This is a genomic window from Clostridium sp. JNZ J1-5 (genome assembly GCF_053901425.1).
In genome coordinates this window covers 2,757,513-2,783,003 of sequence record NZ_CM132773.1, presented here as the reverse complement: position 1 = coordinate 2,783,003, position 25,491 = coordinate 2,757,513, and the positions used below count along the sequence as shown (strand labels likewise).

General features: G+C 32.4%; 19 protein-coding genes and 1 riboswitch. All 19 genes read right to left on the bottom strand.

Annotated features, from left to right (window positions below):
* Nucleotides 1–321 precede the first annotated feature (321 nt).
* Nucleotides 322–1,707 (bottom strand): GntP family permease, encoded by a 1,386-nt coding sequence (locus ACWW38_RS13450; protein ID WP_456258039.1) that lies wholly within the window; start codon nucleotides 1,705–1,707, stop codon nucleotides 322–324.
* 818 nt (nucleotides 1,708–2,525) lie between these two features.
* Complete coding sequence (locus ACWW38_RS13445) at nucleotides 2,526–3,911, bottom strand: GntP family permease (protein ID WP_456258038.1); 1,386 nt, start codon at nucleotides 3,909–3,911, stop codon at nucleotides 2,526–2,528.
* Nucleotides 3,912–4,303: 392 nt separating this feature from the next.
* Entirely contained in the window at nucleotides 4,304–5,857 is a 1,554-nt protein-coding gene (locus ACWW38_RS13440) for an acyl CoA:acetate/3-ketoacid CoA transferase (protein WP_456258037.1), read from the bottom strand.
* Between the two features lie 351 nt (nucleotides 5,858–6,208).
* Nucleotides 6,209–7,930 carry a sigma 54-interacting transcriptional regulator gene (locus ACWW38_RS13435; RefSeq protein WP_456258036.1) on the bottom strand — a complete coding sequence of 574 codons (1,722 nt, stop codon included), beginning with the start codon at nucleotides 7,928–7,930 and terminating at the stop codon, nucleotides 6,209–6,211.
* A 189-nt stretch (nucleotides 7,931–8,119) separates the two neighbouring features.
* Nucleotides 8,120–8,545 (bottom strand): MaoC family dehydratase, encoded by a 426-nt coding sequence (locus ACWW38_RS13430; RefSeq protein WP_456258035.1) that lies wholly within the window; start codon nucleotides 8,543–8,545, stop codon nucleotides 8,120–8,122.
* Nucleotides 8,546–9,225: 680 nt separating this feature from the next.
* Nucleotides 9,226–10,167: an ABC transporter permease gene (locus ACWW38_RS13425; RefSeq protein ID WP_456258034.1), complete on the bottom strand. Its 942-nt coding sequence runs from the start codon at nucleotides 10,165–10,167 to the stop codon at nucleotides 9,226–9,228.
* Nucleotides 10,155–11,267, bottom strand: coding sequence for an ABC transporter permease (locus ACWW38_RS13420; RefSeq protein ID WP_456258033.1), 1,113 nt, complete (start codon nucleotides 11,265–11,267; stop codon nucleotides 10,155–10,157). The genes ACWW38_RS13425 and ACWW38_RS13420 overlap by 13 nt, the downstream gene beginning before the upstream one ends.
* A complete protein-coding gene (locus ACWW38_RS13415; protein ID WP_456258032.1) occupies nucleotides 11,260–12,792 on the bottom strand; it encodes an ABC transporter ATP-binding protein in 1,533 nt (510 codons plus the stop codon). Before ACWW38_RS13415 ends, ACWW38_RS13420 begins: the two co-directional genes overlap by 8 nt.
* Nucleotides 12,779–13,927 carry a BMP family ABC transporter substrate-binding protein gene (locus ACWW38_RS13410; protein WP_456258031.1) on the bottom strand — a complete coding sequence of 383 codons (1,149 nt, stop codon included), beginning with the start codon at nucleotides 13,925–13,927 and terminating at the stop codon, nucleotides 12,779–12,781. The genes ACWW38_RS13415 and ACWW38_RS13410 overlap by 14 nt, the downstream gene beginning before the upstream one ends.
* A 33-nt stretch (nucleotides 13,928–13,960) precedes the next feature.
* Complete coding sequence (locus tag ACWW38_RS13405) at nucleotides 13,961–14,533, bottom strand: xanthine phosphoribosyltransferase (protein WP_456258030.1); 573 nt, start codon at nucleotides 14,531–14,533, stop codon at nucleotides 13,961–13,963.
* 219 nt (nucleotides 14,534–14,752) lie between these two features.
* A riboswitch (purine riboswitch) is annotated at nucleotides 14,753–14,854 on the bottom strand.
* A 182-nt stretch (nucleotides 14,855–15,036) separates the two neighbouring features.
* Nucleotides 15,037–16,338 carry a dicarboxylate/amino acid:cation symporter gene (locus ACWW38_RS13400; RefSeq protein ID WP_456258029.1) on the bottom strand — a complete coding sequence of 434 codons (1,302 nt, stop codon included), beginning with the start codon at nucleotides 16,336–16,338 and terminating at the stop codon, nucleotides 15,037–15,039.
* Nucleotides 16,339–16,768: 430 nt separating this feature from the next.
* On the bottom strand, nucleotides 16,769–17,020 hold the full coding sequence (locus tag ACWW38_RS13395) for a hypothetical protein (protein WP_456258028.1): 252 nt from the start codon (nucleotides 17,018–17,020) through the stop codon (nucleotides 16,769–16,771).
* 12 nt (nucleotides 17,021–17,032) lie between these two features.
* Nucleotides 17,033–18,886: an aldehyde ferredoxin oxidoreductase family protein gene (locus ACWW38_RS13390; protein WP_456258027.1), complete on the bottom strand. Its 1,854-nt coding sequence runs from the start codon at nucleotides 18,884–18,886 to the stop codon at nucleotides 17,033–17,035.
* Nucleotides 18,887–19,017: 131 nt separating this feature from the next.
* On the bottom strand, nucleotides 19,018–20,163 hold the full coding sequence (locus ACWW38_RS13385; protein ID WP_456258026.1) for an iron-containing alcohol dehydrogenase: 1,146 nt from the start codon (nucleotides 20,161–20,163) through the stop codon (nucleotides 19,018–19,020).
* Nucleotides 20,164–20,939: 776 nt separating this feature from the next.
* Nucleotides 20,940–21,623 (bottom strand): HesA/MoeB/ThiF family protein, encoded by a 684-nt coding sequence (locus tag ACWW38_RS13380; RefSeq protein WP_456258025.1) that lies wholly within the window; start codon nucleotides 21,621–21,623, stop codon nucleotides 20,940–20,942.
* Between the two features lie 29 nt (nucleotides 21,624–21,652).
* Nucleotides 21,653–22,087, bottom strand: coding sequence for an MOSC domain-containing protein (locus ACWW38_RS13375; RefSeq protein ID WP_456258024.1), 435 nt, complete (start codon nucleotides 22,085–22,087; stop codon nucleotides 21,653–21,655).
* A complete protein-coding gene (gene moaC / locus ACWW38_RS13370; RefSeq protein WP_456258023.1) occupies nucleotides 22,088–22,573 on the bottom strand; it encodes a cyclic pyranopterin monophosphate synthase MoaC in 486 nt (161 codons plus the stop codon). It abuts the gene before it with no gap.
* A gap of 2 nt (nucleotides 22,574–22,575) precedes the next feature.
* Nucleotides 22,576–23,538 carry a GTP 3',8-cyclase MoaA gene (gene moaA / locus ACWW38_RS13365; RefSeq protein ID WP_456258022.1) on the bottom strand — a complete coding sequence of 321 codons (963 nt, stop codon included), beginning with the start codon at nucleotides 23,536–23,538 and terminating at the stop codon, nucleotides 22,576–22,578.
* Nucleotides 23,539–23,561: 23 nt separating this feature from the next.
* On the bottom strand, nucleotides 23,562–25,487 hold the full coding sequence (locus tag ACWW38_RS13360; RefSeq protein WP_456258021.1) for a molybdopterin biosynthesis protein: 1,926 nt from the start codon (nucleotides 25,485–25,487) through the stop codon (nucleotides 23,562–23,564).
* Between the last annotated feature and the right edge of the window lie 4 nt (nucleotides 25,488–25,491).

Genomic DNA, 25,491 nt, shown 5'->3' with positions numbered 1-25,491 from the left:
TAATAGTTTTTAAATAAAATATATTGTTAACTTTCTAACAATTATATTTTATTTTATTAATTGATCCATCACAAGTACGCACTTTTTTGTGTTATAGTAGCTTATCTAATACATAGTTTAATAAATAAATATTACTTACTTTTTAGATACTAAGTTATTTAAAATCACTTAGTATCTTAAGTTCTTCTATTTTGAATATTTAATTGCACATTAAATTTCAAACCATTAAACTAAAATTAGCAATAAAAAAATAGGTATGGACTGATTAAATCCATACCTATTTCTTTATTGCTATATTTATTAAACAAAGAATTTTACTAATTAAACTACTCCAAAGGTTGCTAATATTACTATGAGAACAAGAGTACATACAGGGATAACAACTGAACACATACCTACATCTGCATAAGAATCTTTATGAGTTAATCCACAGATACTAAGTAATGTGATAACTGCTCCGTTGTGAGGAAGTGAGTCAAAACCACCACTTGCTAGAGCTGCGATTCTATGAAGTACTTGCGGATTAATTCCTTGTTGAATTGCTGCATCTAAGTATGTCTTTCCTAGAACTCCTAAAGCTATTGACATACCACCTGAAGCTGATCCTGTAATACCAGCTAGTACGTTAACTGATACTGCTTCTGAAATAACTGGGTTGCTAGAAATTCCAAGTAAAGCTTCTTTAATTATAGTAAATGCTGCAAGTGATTGAATAACGTTACCATATCCAACTTCTGAAGATACGTTAACTACTGCAAGAAGTGAACCGATAGCTCCTTGGTTAACACTTTCCTTAGCATTTTTTAATCTCTTTAAGTTAAGTACTATTGTGACAATTATTGAAATAACAAGTGCTATAACCAAACTCCAAGTTCCTGAAACTGATGCTAATTTTGTTCCATACTCCTTTAAATATTCTCCATTGTATTTACCAGCTACGAAAACGAATTTAGAGAATATAAAGTTTATAACTAGAACTAAGATTATTGGCAATAAAGCTAATCCGAGTGATGGAAGATCTTTTTCATCAATCTGAGTTATCTTTTCATTTGGATGATCTCCATAACCTTCTCCTGCCGCCTTAGCTTTTTTAGCTCTATGGTTTAACCATACTACAGCGCCGGCAAACATACATATTGCTGCAACTATACCTAATATTGGAGCTGCATAAGCGTCTGTTCCAAAGAAAGGCATTGGAATAGCATTTTGTATTTGTGGTGTTCCTGGAAGAGCTGTCATTGTGAAAGTAAATGCTCCAGCTGCTATAGATCCAGGTATTAATCTCTTTGGTATATCTGCTTCTCTAAATAATTGCATTGCTATTGGGAATACTGCAAATGCAACAACGAATAATGAAACTCCGCCGTAAGTTAAGATACTACAAGCTAATATAACTGCTAATATTGCTTTATCTCCACCTAACTTTTTAGCAATAGCATGGGAAATTGCTTTTGCTGAGCCAGAGTCATCCATTAACTTACCAAATATTGCTCCTAATAAGAAAATTGGAAAATATGACTTAGTGTAGTTTGCAAATGCTTTCATAAATGTTTCTGTGTATGTTGCCATTATATGAGCATCTGCTCCTCCAGCTATAAAGGCTGCACCTAGTGCTAAAATTGGTGCTAAAACAAGAACTGTTATACCTCTGTAAGCGAGATACATTAATAGACCTAGTGAAACTATAATTGCTATTACTCCTACCATACGATTATTCCTCCATCCCTTTTTAAAAATTTTTATAATTATACTAAGAAGTGGTACTTCCCAGCAAAATTAACCCTAATTTTATTTTGCACAATTCACTTATACAAAATCCTTTATAATAAAAAGTCGAATAATGGTATAAGTATCACTAGTTTTGACATTTTTTTTACGTATCAAGTTTGATTTATTTAATCGTTTACAAAACCAGTTCTAATACCTTTTAAATCTTTTTTTAAAGTTAATAGAAATATAATATTGGGGGGTAATTATATACATACGTTCTTTTATCTCTCTAAATATATTAAACATATATAATATTCTGAATCTTCTGATTAAAATTAGATTTTTTTTTTACTTATATACATATTATACAATATTTTTTTATACTTGTACATATTTTCTTAGTTAAATATGTATTTTTTTTTTATTTTTGTATAATGTTATTTAATTTTCTTTAATACCTCATTATATATAAATATATACTATATTATTCAGTGTTTTATATCCTATTGCACATTACTTTGCTTATAAATTCATACAATCGATTTTGCTAAAACTCTTTCCAGTAGTTATATCACCTCTGCTGACTTTCTTCAGATTCCACCTCACAGTGGAAACCCTTGCCTTAAGCTAATGGTTGGCGCTATCAGCCTCCATATCGAACTTTCACCGATTAGTACGCGCCCATGCTGGGCGCAAGAATAAAAAAACCCTATGCATCTGCATAAGGTTTTTAACAATCTCAAAGTGGATCATAAAATTAACTTTGTTGTCCACTTTGAGAAAACTTTATTCAATTTAAATTAAATATACTCTTTCTATACAACTCCGAAAGTTGCCAGTATTACTACGATTACAAGAGTAAATACAGGAATAACAACCGAACACATACCTACATCTGCATAAGAATCTTTATGAGTTAATCCACAGATACTAAGTAATGTGATAACTGCTCCGTTGTGAGGAAGTGAGTCAAAACCACCACTTGCTAGAGCTGCAATTCTGTGAAGTACTTGTGGATTAATTCCTTGTTGAATTGCTGCATCTAAGTATGTCTTTCCTAGAACTCCTAAAGCTATTGACATACCACCTGAAGCTGATCCTGTAATACCAGCTAGTACGTTAACTGATACTGCTTCTGAAATAATTGGGTTACTAGAAATTCCAAGTAATGCATTTTTAAGTATAGTAAATGCTGCAAGTGATTGAATAACGTTACCATATCCAACTTCTGAAGATACGTTAACTACTGCAAGAAGTGAACCAATAGCTCCTTGGTTAACACTTTCTCTAGCACTCTTTAATCTCTTTAAGTTAAGTAATATTGTGATAATTATTGAAATAACAAGTGCTATAACCAAACTCCAAGTTCCTGAAACTGATGCTAATTTTGTTCCATATTCTTTTAAATATGAACCATCATATTTACCTTCTACAAAAACAAATTTAGAAATTACAAAATTGATAACTAGAACTAAAACTATAGGTAATATGGCTAGTCCAAATGATGGAAGATCTTTTTCATCAATATGAACTACCTTTTCATTTGGGTGATCTCCATAACCTTCTCCTGCTGCCTTAGCTTTTTTAGCTCTATGAGTTAACCATGCTAAAGCACCACCAAACATACCTATTGCTGCAACTATACCTAATACTGGTGCTGCATAAGCATCTGTTCCGAAGAAAGGCATTGGAATAGCATTTTGTATTTGTGGTGTTCCTGGAAGAGCTGTCATTGTGAAAGTAAATGCTCCAGCTGCTATAGATCCAGGTATTAATCTCTTTGGTATATCTGCTTCTCTAAATAATTGCATTGCTATTGGGAATACTGCGAATGCAACAACGAATAATGAAACTCCACCATATGTTAATATGCTACAAGCTAATATAACTGCTAATATTGCTTTATCTCCACCTAGCTTTTTAGCAATAGCATGAGAAATTGCTTTTGCTGAACCAGAGTCATCCATTAACTTACCAAATATTGCTCCTAACAAGAATATTGGGAAATATGATTTTGCATAACCTGCAAACGCCTTCATGAATATTTCTGTATACGTTGCCATTACGTGAGCATTTGCTCCACTTGCTACTAAAGCTGATAATAACGCTAAAATTGGTGCAAGAATAAGTACTGTTATACCTCTATAAGCTAGGTACATTAATAAAAAAAGGGAAATTACAATTCCAATAACTCCTACCATCTATTTATTTCATCCTTTCCTTAGTAAATTAATTTCAACTAGTTTTCTAGAAAAAAACCTTCCTAGAAAACTAATTGATTATTACTTATTTTTATAGCTTAATTATATTTATGGGTTAGTTCTATGATACTTTTTATGGGATCTTATTTTTTTATGGTATTTTTTATGGGTTTTATTTTTATGGGTTTTATTTCTATTAATTTATTTTATATTTTATGGGTTTTTACGGTAATTTTTATAGGTTTTCATTATAATTTGTAGGTTTTATAATGATAAATTTCACCTAATATTATAATTTGGTATGGGTACTAAATTATAATATTAAATAAAAGTATGGTATTATTTAAAATAAATTTAATAGTAAATTTATTTTTTACTGTTTAATCGGACTACTAGTTAAGTCCCATAAGTTGATCTTTGAAAATTCTTTCATCCATTAATTTTAGATCTTCTGCAACTATTGGCTTAAATGCCATTTGATCTAATACATCTTTTTGAAGGTCTACTCCAGGAGCTATTTCTGTAAGAACTAATCCTTCTTTTCTTAATTCAAATACAGCTCTTTCTGTAATATATAGAACTGGTTGGCCAACTTCTTTAGCATAGTCTCCACTGAATGTAACTTGTTCAACTTCTGGTATGAACTTCTTAACTTTACCTTCTTTTACGATAACTAATTTACCGTCTTCAGCTTTAACATCTAATCCTCCTGCAGTAAATGTTCCGCAGTATACAACTTTCTTAGCATTTTGAGTTATATTGATGAATCCGCCACAACCAGCAATCTTTGGTCCAAACTTACTAACGTTGATGTTTCCTTTTGTATCACATTGAGCAAGTCCTAAGAATGCTACGTCAAGTCCACCACCATCATAGAAATCAAATTGATATGCTTGATCTAATATAGCTTCTCCATTTATTGAAGCTCCAAAATTCAATCCACCTGCTGGAACTCCTCCAACTGGGCCAGCTTCAACTGTTAATGTCATTGTATCTCCTATTCCCTCTTCGTTAGCTACCATAGCTACCATTTCAGGAACTCCTATACCTAAGTTTACTGCTGCATTCTTAGGTAATTCCATAGCTGCTCTTCTTGCAATAAGTTTTCTTTCGCTTAATTCAGCTGGTTTCATTGCATTTAGTGGAATTGTAGTTTCTCCACAGTATTCTGGCTTAAATGGTTCACCAAATGTTTGCCATGAAGCTTCTCCTTCATCAACTACAACTACAGCGTCTACACATATTCCTGGTATCTTAACTAATTTTGGGTCTAATGCTCCATTACTTACTACTTTTTTAACTTGAACTATAACTTTTCCACCAGAAGCTTTAGCTGCTTGTGCCATTGATAAAACTTCAAGAGTAGCAACTTCTTTCTCAAGAGAAATATTTCCTCTTTCATCAGCATATGTTCCTCTAAGCAAAGCAATGTTTACTGGGAAAGCTTTATATAACAATCTTTCTTGTCCTTCTATATTAACAACTTTAACTATGTCTTCCTTAGTCTTTTCGTTTAATTTTCCACCTTCAACACGTGGATCAACAAACGTTTTCAACCCTACATGAGTTATTGTTCCTATTTTACCCCCTGCAATATCTCTCATTAATTGAGATATTGTTCCTTGTGGTAAATTGTAAGCTTCTATCTTATTTTCTAATGCTAACTTTTGAAGCTTTGGAGCTAATCCCCAGTGTCCGCCTATAACTTTTCCCACTAATCCTTCGTGACCTAGATGATTTAGTCCTTTATTCTTAGAGTCTCCTTGTCCTGCTGCATATACTAGTGTTAAGTTTTTTGCAACTGCTTCATTGTTTAAAAATTTTTGTTCTATTGCAGATGTTATTCCTTCTGGATGAACAGCTCCTAAAAATCCGGATATAGCTACTGTATCTCCATCCTTAATCATTGCAATAGCCTCGTCAATAGTTTTTACTTTTGAAGCCATTAGTTTCCCCTCCTTTTATAATTTCTCTTCATAGTTATAATTAAAATAATAGTTTAATAGCCATTTATTATTTAAGCAATTAGTGTGCCAATTTTTTTATAATTATATTCAATTGATATAATACACGTCTTTCAGCTGTATATGGTTTTTAATATCCTTATAAATATTTTTTCTAACAGCTTATATGGTATTCTAAATTCCATTTGCAACACTTTTTTGTAAAGGATTTCGTACAATTGTAAAATTTTAATACAAAAAGTGTAGTGATTTCCTTACACTACACTTTTAAATAGATTTTTTTTGTTAAGATATACTTACACTTTTTTATTTTTCAATATCTTTTCACTAGAATCAAACTATAATATTATGTTTAGTCATTTTCTCATATAATGTTGTCCTGCTTATATCTAGTGCTTTTGCTACCTTGCTTTTATTTCCATTATATGCCATAAGCGCACTTATTATAGCATCTTTTTCAGCTTTATTCATAACTTCATCTAATTTATCCACATGATGGTTAGTCGCCTTACCCACAACATTCTGAGGAAGATTCTCCAATTTTATTTCTTTCCCGTATTCAACAAGATTTATTGCTCTTTCGATAACATTTTCTAATTGTCTTACATTACCTTCCCAATTGTAGCTCTTCATGCATTCCATGGCCTTAGTACTTATGCCTTTAACATTTTTATCTAATTTCTTACATATTTTATCTATTAAGAAAGATGCAAGCGTTACTATATCCTCAGGCCGTTCTCTTAAAGGAGGTATATTTATAGTTACTACATTTAAACGATAATATAGATCTTCCCTAAACTCACCAGCTTTTATCATCTCTTCTAAATTTCTATTTGTAGCCGCAATCACTCTTATATCTACGTTTTTTGTAACTATCGAACCAATTCTCTCTACTTCTTTTTCCTGAAGAACTCTCAATAACTTAGCTTGCATGTGTAGTGGCATATCTCCTATTTCATCTAAAAAAATAGTACCTCCATCAGCAACCTCAAATTTCCCCATTTTTCCCTCTTTTTTAGCTCCAGTGAAAGAACCTTTTTCATATCCAAACAACTCTGATTCAAGCAAATCTCTTGGGATAGCTGCACAATTTACCTTAACAAAATTACCATAAGCTCTATCACTTGCTTTGTGTATGGCATGAGCAAAAAGCTCTTTTCCAGTCCCACTCTCTCCTATCAATAGCACATTGGAATTTGTAAGGGCTGCTTTTCTAGCAATAGCCTTAGACTCTTCTAATTTAAAACTATTTCCAATAATATTATCAAATGAGTAAGTTGCACTATTAAGCTCCTTTATATCACCTTTATACTGATGCACTTCTTTTTCTATTTTGCTTATTTTATTATATAGTGAATTAAAATCTTTAACATTTCTAAATAGTACCTTACCTACCGCTCCTTCTACTTTTCCATCCTTAATTATTGGTATTCTTGTAGCTATCATATATCTTCCCTTTATCTTTTGAAGTTGAGCGGTTTCTGGTATTCCCTTTTTAGCTACTATATGCATTCTTGTATTTTCTATAACCTCTGTAACATGTTTACCTATTACAGACTCTCTATCTAGCTCTAGAAATTCAGCATAAGCCTTACTTATCATAGTTACATATCCGTTTTTATCTACAACTAGAATTCCATCATAAACCATCTCAAGTATAGTATTCAAAACTTCTCCTACATGTTTTTCTTTTTCTAGTTGCTTAACAACATTTACATAACTTGTTTCATCGTTGATCAATATCATAAAACCTAATACTATCTCTTGGTTTACTACAGGTATTTTATCAATTGACAATTGTTTATCCCTATACTGAATATTAACTTTCCTATATGCAGTTTCTGAGTATAAAATGTTCATAACATAAGAATCTGGCAATACATCGGCAACTGGTTCACCAATAACTTTTTTGTTTTTAATTCCAAAAACCTTTTTCGCAGGTTTGTTAAATTCCGTAATTACCCCTTTAGAATCAACGCCAATAACTCCAATATCAATATTTTCTACTAGTGTTTTAAGTTTTTTATCAGCACAATCAAACAAATTATCTCTCACCCTTATTAACCCTTTCTATATCATAAGTATGAAACTTTTAACTAATACCATTTTATCAGATAATTGTATTTAATTCACTATATTAACTAATCTAAACTTTCAATTATATAATAAAAAATAGCATGTAAAATCATTATATACCGATTTTACATGCTACCACTTACAAATTACTATTATATTTTTTTATTACTATTTTGCAGCTCTAGGAGGCATAACTTTAGCTTGTCCTTCTATAACTACTTTTCCTTCTTGGTTAGTTACAGTTGTTTTAAGAACTAATCTGTTCTTCTCTGCATTCTTTTCAATAACTTCTGCTTCAGCAGTAACAGTATCTCCCATTTTTACTGGAGCTACGAATCTTAATTCTTGTCCCATGTATATTGTTCCTGGTCCTGGAAGATACATTCCAAGAACTGTAGAAATTAAGCTTGAAACTAACATTCCATGACAAATTCTACCTTTGAACATTGTTTTTTCTGAGTCTACTTGGTTAACGTGTGCTGGGTTTAAATCTCCAGAAATACCTGCAAATAAGTATACGTCAGTTTCTGACATTGTTTTAGTAAAAGAAGCTTTGTCTCCTACATTGATTTGATCAATAGTTTTTCCTATCATTTAAAACACCCACCTTATGTAATATTTTAAAGTTACTTATTAAAAAAGTAACTCTAATTTAATTAAAGCAATTTTCATACCAAGTCAATTTACAAATAATTCTCACTTTTATTTTACCATTTAAATGCACTTTAGGCAATAGCAGTATAGCATAATAAAAATGGAGGCCTTGGTAGCTACAAAATAAGGTGCTAAAAATCGAAGTTATATAACTTCTTACTTTTAGTACCTTAAATTAAGTAAAACAAGGCGGCTATTACTTATACTATAGATATATTAAAAAATGTAATAATAATCAACATTTAGACTATAGCTAATTCATTGACTATGGTAGGTACTATACAATAGGCTCACTTGAAAAGCGCAGAGCGCTTAATCCGATGAGGGTGTCAGGGTTTTTAGGCGAAGCCTGTTGGAGCTATACTAGTATTTTTTGATTACAATTAATTAATGTATATAAAATTATCATTTTGCTTTTTGAAGTCCTCATAATATTTACTATAGTACTTTTTAGTTGCAACTAATTAAGGCATGTAAAATTACTGGCTAGCATATATGTATCAATTGAAGAAACTTTGAAGGAATAACTAGTAATACTTAAGGTTTCTCAATGATACACATATGCGTAAGCCAAGTAATCTTACATGCCGCCATTTTGTAGCACTTTACTTATATTACATCTATCTTTCTTCTCTAAAGTATGCATTTCCAAGCCCTTGAGGTGGGGCATTCTTTTTACTTTTTTTCATAGAAACTAAAACTAGTACAGTTATAGTAACAAGATAAGGTAACATATCAATTAGATATTGAGATACATGAGCTGTTAAAGCTTCAAATCTAAAAGCTACTATTCCTAATCCTCCAAATAAATATGATCCAAATATAGCTTTATATGGATTCCAAGCTGCAAATATTACAAGTGCTACTGCTATCCATCCTCTTCCTGCAGTTACGTTTTCCTGCCAAGCTGGTATATAAACTAAAGATAAGTATCCACCGCCAAGTCCACATAGTCCTCCTCCAATAAGTACATTTACGTACTTATATAAAGTTACATTTATGCTGGCAGCATCTGCACAGGCTGGATTTTCTCCAACAGACCTTAAATTTAACCCCTTGTTTGTATTATAAATATATATTCCCAATATTATAGCTAGTATATATCCAAGGTAAACAAATGGATCATGTTGAAAAAATACTTTACCTAAAACCGGTATCTTACTTAATCCAGGTATAGGGTAAATATTAAAAAAGCTTTTTACTGTATTTGGAGTTTTTTGTCCTATTAACCCTAACCCCTTACCAAATAAACTTGAAAATCCAGTACCAAAAATACTTAAAGTAAGTCCTGAAACAACCTGATTAGCTCTAAGACTTATAGTTAGAAAAGCATATATTAAAGCACCAAAAGTTCCAGCTAGAGCTGAAGCAATTATTGACAATATTGGATTTCCTGTTTTTAATCCTACAGTAAACCCAACAACAGCTCCCATAAGCATCATACCTTCTACACCCAGGTTTAAATTTCCTACTTTTTCTGTAAGTATTTCACCTAATGTAGCAAATAATAGTGGAGTTCCAGCAACTACTGCCGCACTTAAGAATACTGTTATTGCACCCATTGCTCAGCCCCCTTTATAGCTTTTTTATTTCCATCTTTTTTATTTTCATCTTTTTTATCTCTTATTAATACCTTGTATTTAACAAAGAACTCACTACCTAACACAAAGAATAATATAGTGCCTTGTAGTACAAGTGCTGCTGCATCAGGTATTCCAAAAGCTGTTTGAATATACGCTCCACCTTGAAGTAAACCAGCAAAAAGTACAGATACTATCATTATTATAGGTGCACTTAAAGAGGCCAACCAAGCTACGATTATAGCTGTATATCCTACTCCTCCAGCTACTTCTACAGATAATGTATTTCCGATAGCAGAAGCTTGAATCATACCCGTAAGTCCACACAATCCTCCGCTTAAAAATACTGCACTTATTATTGTATTTTTAATATTAATACCTGCATATTGTGCTGTTCTTTCGCTTTCTCCAAGTACACTTATTTCATAGCCTTTTTTAGTGTAATTCATGAATACATATATTACCAGAACCAATATTGCTGCAATTATCCACCCCATGTGAATCCCTAAAACTTTTGGAAGTATAGCATTATCAGAAAAGTTAGGTATCTTAGGGAAACCTAGAGCTTTTGGATCCTTCCAAAGATCGTATTGAAGATAGGTAATCCAGCTTAGAGCAATGTAGTTCATCATCAAGGTAACAATGGTTTCATTAGTTCCCCACTTAGATTTAAATAAGGCAGGTATAAAAGCCCAAATACCTCCACCTATTATTCCAGCTATAGCCATTAGAAGCAATAATACTGGCTTAGGAATACCAGGGAACTTCAAAGCAACAAATGCAGCTGAAAAGGCTCCCATAAGTATTTGCCCTTCCCCACCTATGTTCCAGAACTGCATTTTAAATGCTACAGATATACCTAGCGAAGTTATTAAAAGAGGAATAGCTTTTATTATAGTCTTTTTTATCTTGATGTCAGAGCCAAAAGCTCCTTCAACCATTGAAGTATAAACCTTAAGAGGATTTAAACCTAAGCTTAGTATAAAAATTCCTACTATTATAAGTGCAAGAATTATAGCTATGGTTCTTATTATTATACTATCTCTTCTATTTACTTCGCTTTTTTTTACTATTCTAAGCATCAGCTATTTCCTCCTCCAGTTTATTTCCTACCATAAGCATTCCTATTTCTTCTTTTGTAGTATTTTTTGTATCTACTATTCCTGTTACTTTTCCATTATATAGTACCACTACTCTATCACATAGTTTGATTAAAACATCTAAATCCTCGCCTATATACATTACTGAATTGCCTTTTTCTTTTTCTTCATTTATAAGGTCATATATTGTATAACATGTGTTTATATCTAAACCTCTAACAGGATAAGCCATAATTAGCAGCTTAGGATATAAACTTAACTCTCTTCCTAATAGTATTTTTTGAATGTTTCCTCCAGATAAATATTTTATTGGATAGTTTATATTAGGAGTCTTTATTTCAAGCTTTTTAACCATTTCCTCAGCTTTTTTTTCAACAGGTTTTCTATCTATAAATAAGCCTTTCTGGCTTTGATATCCCTTTAAAAGAAGGTTATCTACCATGTCCATACTTCCTACTAGTCCCATTCCAAGTCTATCCTCAGGTATAAAACTCATGCTTATTCCTTTAGTTATGATTTCTCTAGCAGTTTTTCCAACAATGTTTTCACCTTCAAAAATAATTTCTCCACCTTCAACTTTTTGAATTCCAGCTATAGCCTCACATAATTCCTTTTGTCCACTTCCTGCTATTCCAGCTATTCCTATAACTTCACCAGAGTGAACGTTAAAGCTAACATCCTTTAGCACTTCAATTTTTTCTTCATTTAAAACTTTTAAACTATTTACTTCTAAAATCTTATCTCCCATCTTAGAATCTACTTTCCTTATAGATAAATCTACCGAACGTCCTACCATAAGTTCTGTAAGTTCTTTAGGAGTACAATCACTCTTATTTACTGTTTTTACAGTTTCCCCTTTTCTGAGTATTGTAATTTTATCTGACATAGCCATAACTTCATCCATCTTATGGGTAATAAATATTACAGCGCAGCCTTGACTTTTCATCTTTTCCATTATCTTAAACAACTTTTCACTCTCTTGTGGAGTAAATACTGCTGTAGGCTCATCTAATATGAGTATATTTGCCCCTCTATAAATAACTTTTAATATTTCTAAGTTTTGTTTTTCTCCTACAGACATTTCGTATACATTTTTATCTAAATTAACCTCTAGCCCGAATTTATCAACTATATCTTTTATCTTTTCAATGTTTTTCTTTTTATCTAAGAATAGCTTGCCCTTTTGGCCAAGCATTATATTTTCTACAGCAGTCATAGTTTCTACTAATTTGAAATGCTGATAAATCATACCTACTCCTGCAGCTATAGCATCCTTTGGAGAGGTAAACTTTTTTTCAGCGCCATGTATAAAAATAGAACCGCTATCTGGGGTATAAACCCCTGATAGCATGTTCATAAGTGTGCTCTTTCCAGCACCATTTTCCCCTAGAAGTGCATGAACTTCTCCCCCATGCACTTCTAAATTTATATTATTGTTTGCTATTACACTTCCAAAACACTTGGTTATATTTTTCATTTGTATATATGGAATTTTATTTTCCGGCATTTTGAACACCCTCTACAAACCAATCAAATTTTAATAATTCTTGATCTGACATTACTTTGTCTTTAGCTACTTTTTCTGTTCCCTTATTATCTTTAATAGGTCCTACAAATATCTTATTTTTGCCTGAAATTATATCTTCTTTTACTTGTTTAACTTTTTCTTCTGCTCCAGCAGGTGCATTTTTAGTAAGTGGTGCTAAATCAACAATTCCTGCCTCTAATCCCTTCCAGTAACTTTCGCTTTTCCAAGTTCCATTCATTATAGCCTTTACTTGTTCTACATAATAAGGTCCCCAGTTCCAAACTGCTGATGTCATATTAGCTTTTGGTGCTTTACTTTCCATGTTAGTGTTGTATCCTATAGCGAAAGCTCCTTTTTCTTCAGCTGCTTGTTGTGGTCCTGCTGTATCTTGGTGTTGAGCAATTACATCTGCACCTTCATCTAAAAGGGCTTTAGCTGCTTCTTTTTCTTTAGCTGGATCATACCAAGTATTAGTCCATTTTACTTTAACTACAGCTTTAGGATTTACAGAACGAACTCCTAATGTGAAAGCATTTATTCCTCTTACAACTTCTGGTATTTCAAAGGCACCTACATATCCAATTGTATTTGATTTTGTTTTCATTCCAGCAACTATACCTGATAAATATCTTGCTTGATATATTCTTCCAAAATAATTTGACATATTTTCAGCTGTTTTGTATCCTGAACAATGCATAAACTTAACATCTGGATGTTCTTTTGCTGCTTTTTCCATTCCATCCATAAATCCAAAACTTGTTCCTACTATAACGTTAGCTCCTTGATCAATCATGCTTTCAATAACATTTTGAACTTCAGCATCATCTTCCTTTACAGACTCTTTAATTATAGATGGTTGAAGACCTAATTCTTTTTCCATATATAATCTTCCTTGATCATGAGCGTAAGTATAACCTCCATCTCCAACAGGTCCAACATATAGAAAACCAACTTTAATATCCTTATTTGTTAACTTTTTTCCAGCCTCTTTACTATTGCCATTAGCTTCTGTCTTATTTGTTGATGCTTCTTTTGAACCCTCAGATCCACATCCTGTCAATAATGCTCCTAATGAAAATACTAAAATTAATAATAATGCAGTTATCTTTTTCATAACTTTTCCCCCTTTGTTCTTAAAAGATTTATATTAATTTTTAAAAATAATGTTTCCATTGTTCATTGACTCTACAATAGCTAAAGATTCTAGCTGAATTTCCTTGTCTTCTATAACTTTTCTTCCATTTTGGAATCCCTTTTCAATAACTATCCCTACACCTGATACCTCTGCCCCAGCTTGTTTAACTATATGTATTAATGCTGAAGCTGCATTTGCATTTGCTAAAAAATCATCTATTATTAAAACTTTATCATTAGAATTTATGTATTTCTTAGATACTCTAACTATATAAGACTTGTTTTTTGTAAATGAATATACTTCTGCTTCATAGTTATCTTTATCCATATTACTTCCTTCATGTTTTTTTGCAAAAACCACAGGCACATTAAAATACTGAGCAGTTATACATGCTATGCCTATACCTGAAGCTTCTATAGTAAGTATTTTAGTTACTTCTTTGTTTCTAAATCTATTTTTAAACTCTTTTCCAATTTCATTAAATAGTTCTACATCTATCTGATGATTTAAAAAACTATCTACTTTTAAAACATCTTCTCCTAAAACCTTACCTTCTCTTAAAATCTTATTTTTTAATAATTCCATGAAGTAATCCATCTCCCATTTCGTTTTTTATTAAAAAGTCATCTACATTTTATTTTACTTATGTGATTTTATAGAATAACGCAAAAAATCCCTAGGATTAACTAGGGAGTTTATATACTACAATTTTTAATATAGACTAAAACAAATTATATAAATGCAAAATAAAGTTATTAAAACCATAAAAATTATTAAGCATTCATACAGTCTATAATCAAATATAATTACAATATAAACACCCGTAGTCAAACAGTTCAAGGCCGTTTGGTAGAAACGTTTGGACCATATTTCCAAACATATACGGATACACGAACATTATTTAATTTTTACTCATAAATATTCGACACATCTACTTATATTTTATATAATAAACGAAACTCGTCCAAAAAGCAATACTAAATTTAAAAGCCATAGCAATATTTTACTTGCTACGGCTTTTTATTATCTATTATGATAAATTAACAATAAAATTTCAAAGAAAGTTCTAGTTTTTATTGATAAATTTATTATATATTATTTTCTGTTTCATATTTTTTATTGTTCGTAATATTAACATTGTTGTAGACTTCCAAGTTAAGTTCATTTTCTGAATTAGCCATTATAATTGTTGCTGCAGCATCTCCAGTAATATTTACAACTGTTCTAAACATATCTACCAATCTATCAACACTTAATACCAATGCTATTCCTTCTAAAGGAAGCCCAACTTGTTGAAGTACCATAGAAAGCATTACAATACCAGCTCCAGGTACACCTGCTGTGCCCACAGATGCTAAAGTAGCTGTTATTACTACTGTTAGCATTTGATACATAGTAAGGTTTACTCCTACCAGTTGTGCTATAAATATAGTTGCTACACCTTGCATTATAGCTGTTCCATCCATATTAACAGTAGCACCCAATGGTATTGTGAAGCTTGCAATAGATTTAGATGCTCCTAGTTTTTCTTCACAAGTTTCAAGATTTATTGGAATTGTTGCATTACTGCTTGATGTACTAAAGGCAACTACCATTACAGGCCAAAACTTTTTGAAGAATTTAATAGGATTAACTCTTCCAAATCCTCTCAAAGCAAGTCCGTATACTAATGTAATTTGCAGAAATAAGGCTACTAAAACTGTAATAAAGTATTTTAATAGTGGTAATAAAGCGCTTGCTCCTTGAAAAATTATAACCTTTGATATAAGTGCAAATACTCCTATAGGTGCAGTAATCATAATAATACCTATCATCTTTAGTAAAACTTCATTTATTTGTGAAATTATATCTAAAAGGAATTTAGCCTTTTCTCCTAATAGAGTAATACACATTCCAAATAAAATTGAAAATGTAATTATTTGAAGCATATCACCTTTAACCATGGCTTCAATAGGATTTGTAGGTATCATATTAACAAACATATCCATTATAAAAGGTGGTTTTGTGCTTTTAACATTTTGTACAGCAGTAGATAAGCTTAGCCCTGTCCCTAAACCAGGCTTTGAAATATTAGCTACTAACATAGCTAATGCTACCGCTAAAGCTGTTGTTAGCATATAGTATGCAATTGTTTTTACTCCTACTCTTCCAAGTTTTTTAACATCTCCAATACTAGCAACTCCACATATTAAAGAGCATAGTACTAAAGGTACGACTATCATCTTTATAGCTCTTAAGAACATATCTCCCAGTGGAGATAATACCCATTTACTTAAATTATTATTAATTCCTGTTGAAAAAAACATATTAGCTATTATTCCAAAAACTATTCCTAGACCTAATGCTAAAAGTATTTTTGCAGCTAAAGATACTTTTACATTTTTTCTCATTTGCTAACCTCCTTAATGAAATAAATGTTTTTCAATTTATTCATTTTACTCTAGGATTATAGCATTTTTTAAAGTACATTTCAATATAAATGAATTTTCCAAATTTAAAATCCTTCATTTTTTTCATTCTCTTCTATACTATATATTACATATATACCTAGATTCATTATGATTTTCCAGTTATAACAAATAGATAATATTATCATAATCTATTTTCAGAGCTTTTCACTGTACTTGCAGGGCTCATTTAAAGTTTCATATAGTGGTTTTATATTAGTAATGAATTATGCTTTTTTATAAAATAGTAATTTTAGACCACTATAATAGAAGAATTACTTATTAGTATGTGATACTGAAGTATATCAGGAGACAATAAAATATAGCTCAAAGGCTGTTGAAAATTAAATCAACAGCCTTTCTAATTTCTTGATCACCCTCCACAAATCACTGGAGCTACTATTATTTGATCACCTTCATTTAGTTTTAATGTTTCATCCATATCAACTTTTTCATTATTTCTTGTTATATAGTGTACTTGCCTGATAGGTACATTTAATTTGCCAAGTACTTCTTCTATTTTAATCTCTTCTTCTACCTGTAAATTATGATCCTTTTGTTTTTCGTCAGCATACCACATCAAATGTCCTAATAGCTTTATTTTTATGCCTACCTTTTTGCCCATAGCTCCACCTTCTTATTGTGCAATGCTAAGTATCCCAAGTTTATTTAGCTTCTCTTCTGTCGGTATACCTTCAGGAGTCCATTCTCTATAATCATAATAATCTTTTAATATTCTAGTGTAATTTGGAATACTTCCACCTGCACTGCCAGTTTTACGATCATGCATTAAAAGTCTAGGAGGAAGTACATCGTCTTTACGACTAATTCCTAATCTCACATTATACATTCTTTTAAGATTAAAGAGTCTATCTCCTATAAGCTCCATTTCTTCAGTACTAAGATTCCATCCAGTTACTGCATTAACCCAATTTTTCATTATTTCTGGAGTTATATGTCCTAACATAATAAATTTACATAGCCCTAAAGCATCAAACAGATTCATAAAGTTTTGCAATCTTATAGCATATTCTGCTTTACCTTCAAAACCATGTGGCTCTGTTTTTTTACTAAAGCCTACGCATTCTCCTGGAACAGCTCCCCCCTCTGAGAAGTATCCCAAAGTTCCAAGATGGCATGCCCCTCTATTTGTGGTTGCATAACCTGCTACCATAGTTGTATAAGCTCTAGGGTCATGCATAGCATAAGAGAGTCCTTTTGTTTGTATTGCAAATTCCTTTGCGATACCTCCAATTTCCTCTGCTGCTTTTCTAGATCCTTTTGCTAATATTTTTCCAATACCTTCTTTATGTGCTATCTTTTCTATGACTTCAAGCAGCTCATCTTTTATGCCCCATTTCAATTCTATTCCGTCAGTATCTTCCTTGGTTAATAAACCATTTTCGTAGCACTCAATAGCCATAGCAATTGTATTTCCTGTCTCAATAGTGTCTAAACCGTATCTATTACAAAGATCGTTTGCAGCACAAATATAGTCTAAATCATCATTTAAAATAAGAGCACCAAATGCAGCCCCTGTTTCATATTCAGGACCATGCCCAACAGAACCTTTGTAAGCTCCTACTCTAACTTCAGCACTTTTACCACATCTTACTGGACATGTATAACATGCATAATGACCAGTTTGACAAGTTTGTGCTAGCATCTGACCACTGGTCTTTGTAGCACCTTCTTCCCATGACCCAAGAGTCCAATTCTTGATTGGTAAATCTCCTTCTGATTCTACTCCTTGTATAGTTCCTAATGTCCCATAGTCATGAAGAACTTCAGCATTTTTTGTGAGATTAGGCATAAACTCCTTTACTAAGTCTCTTAATCTTTTACTATCATAGACTTCTGGCTGCTTTGTTCCTTTAACTGCAATTGCTTTAAGATTCTTAAATCCCATTAATGTTCCAAGTCCGCATCTTCCTGCAGCTCTAGTCTCTCTTCCACCTATCATTATCCCTGCATATGAAACCAAATTCTCTCCAGCTATTCCGACGCATGCTACTTCCGCTTTTTTATCTGTTCTTTCCTTCAATAATTCTTCTGTTTCATAAACATCCTTACCCCATAAATCTTTCGCATCTAAGAATTCAACCTTATCATCATTTATATAAATTGCCACAGGTTTTTCTGCTTTTCCTTTAACAACAAAACCGTCAAATCCTGTTTTTCTAATCTGCGCTCCCCAAAATCCGCCAACAATAGATTCACCCCATATACCTGTCAATGGTGATTTAGAAACAACTGTTGACTTAGCAGCTGTTGGAGCAGGTAATCCTGTTAAAAAACCATTTATGAAGATTAAAGGATTTTCCGCTGATAGAGCTGGCTTTTTATAATCATACTGCTCATATAAAATCTTTGCTCCTAGCCCACTACCACTCAAATATTTTTTGTAATCTTCATCTTTTATTGGAATTATTTTAGTACTTCTTGAATCCAAATCTATTTCTAATATTTTTCCCCAATATCCATATGCCATATTCTTATCCCCCTATCCAATATTTATTTTGCATACTAAAACTGGGAGTTATCTCATCCCAGTTTTAGATCTATATATATCTTAATACATGTAGCATGTAAAATTTCATTGATTAAAAAAGTTAAGAATAATTACATAGCTGCTTCAAAAATCTTTACAATATCCTTAGTAGTTCCTTGTATTGGGTTAGAACCAGCATTACCATCTTTTAAAGCGTTTACAGCCATGAGTTCAAAGTCTTTTGGATCAACATTTAGTTCTCCAAGTCCAGAAGGAATACCTACATCTTTAGAAAGTTTACTAATAGCTTCTATTGCTTTGTCTGCTGCATCTCTTAGAGAAAGTCCTTCTATGTTTTCGCCTAAGAATTCTGCGATATCAGCAAAACGTTGTAAGTTTGAAGGCATATTATAACGTTCAACATGTGGAAGCAAAATAGCATTTGCTACGCCATGAGGCATATCATAAAGACCACCTAGCTGATGAGCCATGGCATGTACATATCCAAGACCACCATTATTAAATGCCATACCAGCTAATAATGATGCATATGCCATATTTTCTCTTGCCTCAAGGTTACTACCATTAGCTACAGCTGGTCTTAACCATTTATTGATTAATTTCATTGCTTGTATTGCCTGAGCATCTGTTACTGGGTTTGCTCCAGTAGAAACGTAGGTTTCTAGAGCATGTGTTAAAGCATCCATACCAGTAGCTGCAGTCAATGCAGGTGGTTTTTTCATCATAAGTATTGGGTCATTTATAGAAACTTGTGGTAGATTTCTCCAACTAACAACAACAAATTTTACATGTGTTTCTGTATTTGTTATAACACAGTGTCTAGTAACTTCACTTGCTGTTCCAGCAGTAGTATTAACACAAATTAAAGGTGGTAATGCATTAGTAAGAGTCTCTATTCCAGCATAATCACTAATTTTGCCAGGATGAGTAGCTAGTATGCCAATCCCTTTACCACAATCGTGAGCACTTCCACCACCTATAGTAACAATCATATCACATTTTTCTTCTTCAAAGATTCTTGCTCCTTCTTCGGCATTCTTATCCTTTGGATTAGGTTCTACACCATCATAGATTGCCACTTTTATACCGGCATCTTCTATATAACTAATTACTTCGCCAACGATGCCAATTTGAACCATAACCTTATCCGTAACTACAAGAACTTTTTTTCCATCTAGTATCTTACACCTTTTGCCTATTTCCTTGACTGCTCCAGGTCCCATTAAATTAACTGCAGGCATTAAAAAATCATACATTTAAAAATTCCCCCTATTTTTGAATTTTTATTTATTTGACTTTTCCATTAGAACTTTAACCTCATGGGAAAGTCAACAAATACGCTTTTATTAGGCCTACCTTCACTGCAATTTATACTAATGTAAAAAATCAGCATATTACCATTTACTGCAATATACATAATATACTACAATGGTTAATTTTCCTCGAGTATCCAAGTGCAGATTACATTTTTACAAAAATGCGTAATGATACTGATATTTATGTGATAAAAAATAAGTCTTGTCCATAAAAAATCATTCATTATTCTACTATTCAAATATGTTTCTTCTAATAATTAATTTTTGAATTTCATTTGTTTCTTCATATATTTGTATTACTTAATATACCAACTGAGCCTATCTCTAGGACAAGTTTGGTGTAAGATGCAATAATTTTAAATTAAGTTCAGGATATAACACGTTTTAAAGACGCTTAAAAAAACGTAAACAATACAAAGTATCATATTACGTCTTTGGGTGCTGTAGCGAGAAGGTTGTCATATATAATATACGCTGTATTTAAGAATATTGAATTTATAACATAATTATACATTGTGTTATATAGCAAATCAATAATGCACTTTTTTGTTACATAGTCACTTTTTTGTTACATAGTTACCTATTTGTTACTTAGTTTACAATAAACCCATATTAACCCATAAACAATTAATTCATTTGGCACTGCTAATTTAAAGAATAACATAAATAAAATAAAGCTATACACTAGTTTCAAAAATTTTTAAATTCTTCAAGTTCTAATATAATTCTAAAACCGTGTAGCTCTGTTCGTAGGTATCAATGTGCAAAATTTTATTTCTTAGCAAATCTCCTCTTCCAATTAATACCTTTAAAATCTCACTTACCTGTATTGAAGCGACTAGCGCTGGTGTAAAAGATGGATTTCCCAGTTCTTCTTCCACCCCATGATCATGTTTTCTAGGATAAATTTTTTCTAAGGTGCTATCCTCTGGAAAAATTGTAGATACTTGCCCATACCATCCTGCTATAGCTCCATGAACCATAGGTATTCCTAGTCTTGTGGCAATATTCTTAATTAAAAATCTAGTTTGAATATTATCAACTGCATCAACTATTACATCATGCCCCTCTAGGAGTTCTAACCCATTATTTTCTGTTATTCTCTCAGTTACAGGATGAATTTTAACCCCAGAATTAACTAAGTTCATTCTTTCTTTTGCAATCAAGGCTTTTGACTTGCCTAAATTCTCACAGGTGGATAGAAGCTGCCTGTTAAGATTAGTTTCATCAAATACATCTCCATCTATTGCAGTAATAAATCCTATTCCAAGTCTTCCTAACATCTCAATTATAAACCCACCTAGTCCTCCACAGCCTATGACACAAACCTTGAAATTTCTCAAATTTGAGTTTTCCTCTTTCGATAGCATATTCATGTTTTTAATATATCTTTTATCCATATAGCTGCCTCCTATAGATTACTGCTATCCTAATCTATTATCTCAATTAGATCCCCTGCTTTTACTTTTCCACCTGTCAATACCTTTGTAAATATTCCTTCTCTTGGCATGATGCAATCTCCAACTAAGTTTCGAATAGCACATCCTGCATGACATTCCTTACCTATTTGAGTTACCTCTTGAATTGTTTCTCCTATTCTAAGCTTAGTTCCTATTGGAAGCTCCCAAAGATTAATTCCCTCAGTAGTTAGATTCTCAGCAAATTTTCCTGTGCACAAGCCTTTTGCTCCCATTTCCTTCATCTTATTAACACTTTCAACTCCAAGTAAGCTAACCTGCCTATGCCATTTTCCAGCATGTGCATCCCCCTCTAGTCCGAAATCCTCTATAAAATTTCCTTCTGGAATTCCTTTCTTTGGAACTCCCTTTTTCTCACTAATATTAACTGCTAGTATCTTTGCCATTTATACTTCCTCCCCTTTTCTTATAAATTCCCCTGATTTTCCGCCTGTCTTTTTAACAAGTCTTATGCGATCAATAATCATCTCTTTATCAATGGCCTTGCACATATCGTAAATCGTTAAGGCTGCTATAGAAACTGCACTTAAAGCTTCCATTTCTACCCCTGTTTTACCAGTAGTTCTTACTTCTGCTTCTATGTTAATAGATGAGTTTTCTTCATCTATTTTGAAATTTAAGTCTACTCCATTTATAAGTATATTGTGACACATAGGAACTATATCACTCGTCTTTTTAGCTCCCATTATTCCAGCTACTTGAGCTACTGCTAGTACATCTCCTTTTTTCATTTGACCATCTCTAACTTTATTTAGCGTTTCTCTATTCATCTTTATAGTCCCTCTAGCAATAGCAACCCTTTTAGTTTCATCCTTTCCCCCTACATCAACCATTCTAGCCTTTCCATTTTCATTAAAATGCGTAAACTCCATAATCATCCTCCTATTTGTACCATTTCTCTTGCTATTGGAGTATAGTCCTCTTCATTCATATGGTGCTGTTTTGGTTTAACTTTTATAGCTTTAGTCATGATAGGTAAGACATTTCCGCCCTGTCTTAATGTACTTTTTATATCTATTTCTTCATTAGAATGAAGACAAGGCTTAATTTTTCCATCAGCTGTAAGCCTTATCCTATTACAGCTTGAACAAAAGTGTGAACTTATTGGATTTATAAGCCCTACCCTCCCTCTCGCTCCTGGGAGCTTGTAATGTTTGGCCGGCGCTGACTTATCTTCACTTACTACAGGTATCAAATCTGGGTTTTTATCTAATACTATAGAATTAGATATGAAGTGGCTTTGAGCCCAATCTCCATTCTCTCCGATTGGCATAAGTTCTATAAATCTAATATCAACTTCATTTTCTAAAGTAAGATTTACAAAGTTCTCAATCTCATCATCATTGAATCCTTTAATTAAAACTACATTAAACTTTAAAGGAGATAAACCATATTCCTTAGCTGCTTTTATTCCATCAAGTACATCCTGAAGTTTGCCACCCTTCGTTATATACTCATACTTTTTTTCTTGTAGAGTATCAATGCTTATATTTACCCTTTTTAATCCTGCTTCCTTTAGAGGTTTAGCGTATTCTTTTAGTAAAGTTCCATTGGTAGTCAATGCAACTTCATTGATTCCTTGTATATTTGAAATCTTCTTAACAAGCTCTACTATACCTTTTCTAACTAGGGGCTCTCCGCCAGTTAATCTTACCTTTTTTACTCCTAGATTACTTGATACCTTAACTATTTCTTCAATTTCTTCTACACTTAAAATATCAGAATGACACTTTTTTATGATGCCTTCTTCTGGTATACAATATCTACATCTTAAATTGCATAAGTCGGTAACCGATATTCTTAGATAATTTATCTCTCTTCCTTCTTCATCTAACACTAATCTCCCCCCAATCCCTTTTATTAGTTGATATGAACTATTTCTCCTGGAGCTTCTAAACAATACCCTCCTATTTCTTCAAGCTGCTTTGCTAAGTCTTCCGATTTAAGTACCTTTATAAACTCCTTTATTTTTTCCTCTTCTAAAAAGGTTTCTTCTACTAAAAAGTCATAGTCTTCCTCACCAATTGGTATAAAATCAAGATGCATGGTTTTTGCAACAGATTCTATCCCCATGCCTACATCCGCTGTTCCTGATAATACCGCGGTGGCTACAGTCATATGAGTGGTCATTTCTCTATCATACCCTTTTATTTCTTCTGAGTTTATAGACAATTCATTTAGCTTATAGTCTAAAAGTACTCTTGTCCCTGCTCCCTTTTGTCTGTTTGCAAAGATTACATCTTCTCTTATTAAGTCTTTAATAGAGTTTATGTTCTTAGGATTGCCCTCTCTAACCATGAGTCCTTGTACCCTTTTCACTCCTTTTATTAGAGCCATTTTTTTATTACCTAAGTACTTCCTAGCATATGCTATATTATATACTCCAGTTTTATCATCAAGGAGGTGAATAGGTGCTATGTGACATTCTCCTCTTCTGATTGCCATAATCCCACCTAAACTGCCCACATGGGCAGAAGATAGGTTCATTCCTTTTGATTTCAAATTCATTTCATTAGCTATAATATCCATTATTATGTCATGACTACCTATAGAAACTATTGTATTTTCAATACTCTTATAGTCCTTTAGAAGCTCCACCTCAATCTTTTCTCCTGCTTCAATACCTTCAACAGTTTTAGGAATTTTAAGTACTCCGTCAGCTCTTACTAAAGACATTGTAACTCCTGCACCTCTATTTAATGGAGTAGCAATTAATTTTTTCCCTATCTTTCCAAGCTTTATTCTTACAAATTCCAAGTGTTTCAAGGAAGACATTAATCTACTAGATAAGATTGCTTTCACCTTTTGTCTTTTTTCTTCCTCATGTCTTAAGTATTTAAAGATCAATGGTGTCACAAAAGCATCAAAAACGAAATATGCAGATACAGGATACCCTGGAAGGCCAATTACAGGTTTATTATTGATTTTACCAAGTATAGCTGGCTTACCAGGTTTTATGGCTATACCATGTGCTACTACCTTACCTAGTTCCTCTATTATTTTTGAGGAATAGTCTTCGCTTCCTGCTGATGAACCAGCATTTATTACAACTAAATCATTTTCCTCAACCGCTTTTATCATCGCTTCCTTTATGAGCTTATAATCATCTATAATGGGCTTGTATCTATTAGCCTGTCCTCCATACTGTACCACTAAAGCTTCAAACATCCTTGAATTAGAGTCGATTATCTTTCCTTCTGAAATTTCTTCTTCTGGATTTATTATTTCAGTACCTGTTGGAATGATACCTACTCTAGGCTTTTTAATTACCGCTATCTCTAAAATCCCCCCGCTCAATAATGCTCCTATATCTACAGGAGTTATTTTGTGAAAAGCAGGAATTATCATTTCTGACGCTACAATATCTTCTCCAACTGGCCTTACATGCTGCCATGGGGAAGCTGCTTTTATTATCTCAACAGTCTCATCATCTATCTTTACCACATCTTCTATCATAATGACAGAATCAAAAGGATCTTTTATAACATCTCCTGTATCTACGTATATGAAGTCACTGCCTTTTTTTAATCTTATAGGATTAACTTCATTTGCTTCAAAGGTGGACTTATATCTAATTGCTATTCCATCCATTGCCGAAGCATTAAAATACGGTGACGATATTTTTGCAAATACAGGCTTTGCAGCAATTCTATTTAAAGAATCCTCTACCCTTAGTATTTCTGTACCTAAGGCTTCAATTTCTTCTTCTACTTCAGTAAAAAAAAGTTCTTTTGCCTCTTCTAATTCTAGATTAGATAAGTATACATTTCTTTGAAAATTATTCAAAATA

What these genes read in the sequence shown, in the direction of transcription:
- ACWW38_RS13430 (WP_456258035.1), bottom strand. Translation starts at nt 8,545, where the DNA reads ATGATAGGAAAAACTATTGATCAAATCAATGTAGGAGACAAAGCTTCT.
- ACWW38_RS13445 (WP_456258038.1), bottom strand. Translation starts at nt 3,911, where the DNA reads ATGGTAGGAGTTATTGGAATTGTAATTTCCCTTTTTTTATTAATGTAC.
- ACWW38_RS13405 (WP_456258030.1), bottom strand. Translation starts at nt 14,533, where the DNA reads ATGGAATTATTAAAAAATAAGATTTTAAGAGAAGGTAAGGTTTTAGGA.
- moaC (WP_456258023.1), bottom strand. Translation starts at nt 22,573, where the DNA reads ATGGAGTTTACGCATTTTAATGAAAATGGAAAGGCTAGAATGGTTGAT.
- ACWW38_RS13440 (WP_456258037.1), bottom strand. Translation starts at nt 5,857, where the DNA reads ATGGCTTCAAAAGTAAAAACTATTGACGAGGCTATTGCAATGATTAAG.
- ACWW38_RS13425 (WP_456258034.1), bottom strand. Translation starts at nt 10,167, where the DNA reads ATGGGTGCAATAACAGTATTCTTAAGTGCGGCAGTAGTTGCTGGAACT.
- ACWW38_RS13415 (WP_456258032.1), bottom strand. Translation starts at nt 12,792, where the DNA reads ATGCCGGAAAATAAAATTCCATATATACAAATGAAAAATATAACCAAG.
- ACWW38_RS13410 (WP_456258031.1), bottom strand. Translation starts at nt 13,927, where the DNA reads ATGAAAAAGATAACTGCATTATTATTAATTTTAGTATTTTCATTAGGA.
- ACWW38_RS13390 (WP_456258027.1), bottom strand. Translation starts at nt 18,886, where the DNA reads ATGGCATATGGATATTGGGGAAAAATATTAGAAATAGATTTGGATTCA.
- ACWW38_RS13450 (WP_456258039.1), bottom strand. Translation starts at nt 1,707, where the DNA reads ATGGTAGGAGTAATAGCAATTATAGTTTCACTAGGTCTATTAATGTAT.
- ACWW38_RS13375 (WP_456258024.1), bottom strand. Translation starts at nt 22,087, where the DNA reads ATGGCAAAGATACTAGCAGTTAATATTAGTGAGAAAAAGGGAGTTCCA.
- ACWW38_RS13380 (WP_456258025.1), bottom strand. Translation starts at nt 21,623, where the DNA reads ATGGATAAAAGATATATTAAAAACATGAATATGCTATCGAAAGAGGAA.
- ACWW38_RS13420 (WP_456258033.1), bottom strand. Translation starts at nt 11,267, where the DNA reads ATGCTTAGAATAGTAAAAAAAAGCGAAGTAAATAGAAGAGATAGTATA.
- ACWW38_RS13400 (WP_456258029.1), bottom strand. Translation starts at nt 16,338, where the DNA reads ATGAGAAAAAATGTAAAAGTATCTTTAGCTGCAAAAATACTTTTAGCA.
- ACWW38_RS13385 (WP_456258026.1), bottom strand. Translation starts at nt 20,163, where the DNA reads ATGTATGATTTTTTAATGCCTGCAGTTAATTTAATGGGACCTGGAGCA.
- ACWW38_RS13395 (WP_456258028.1), bottom strand. Translation starts at nt 17,020, where the DNA reads ATGGGCAAAAAGGTAGGCATAAAAATAAAGCTATTAGGACATTTGATG.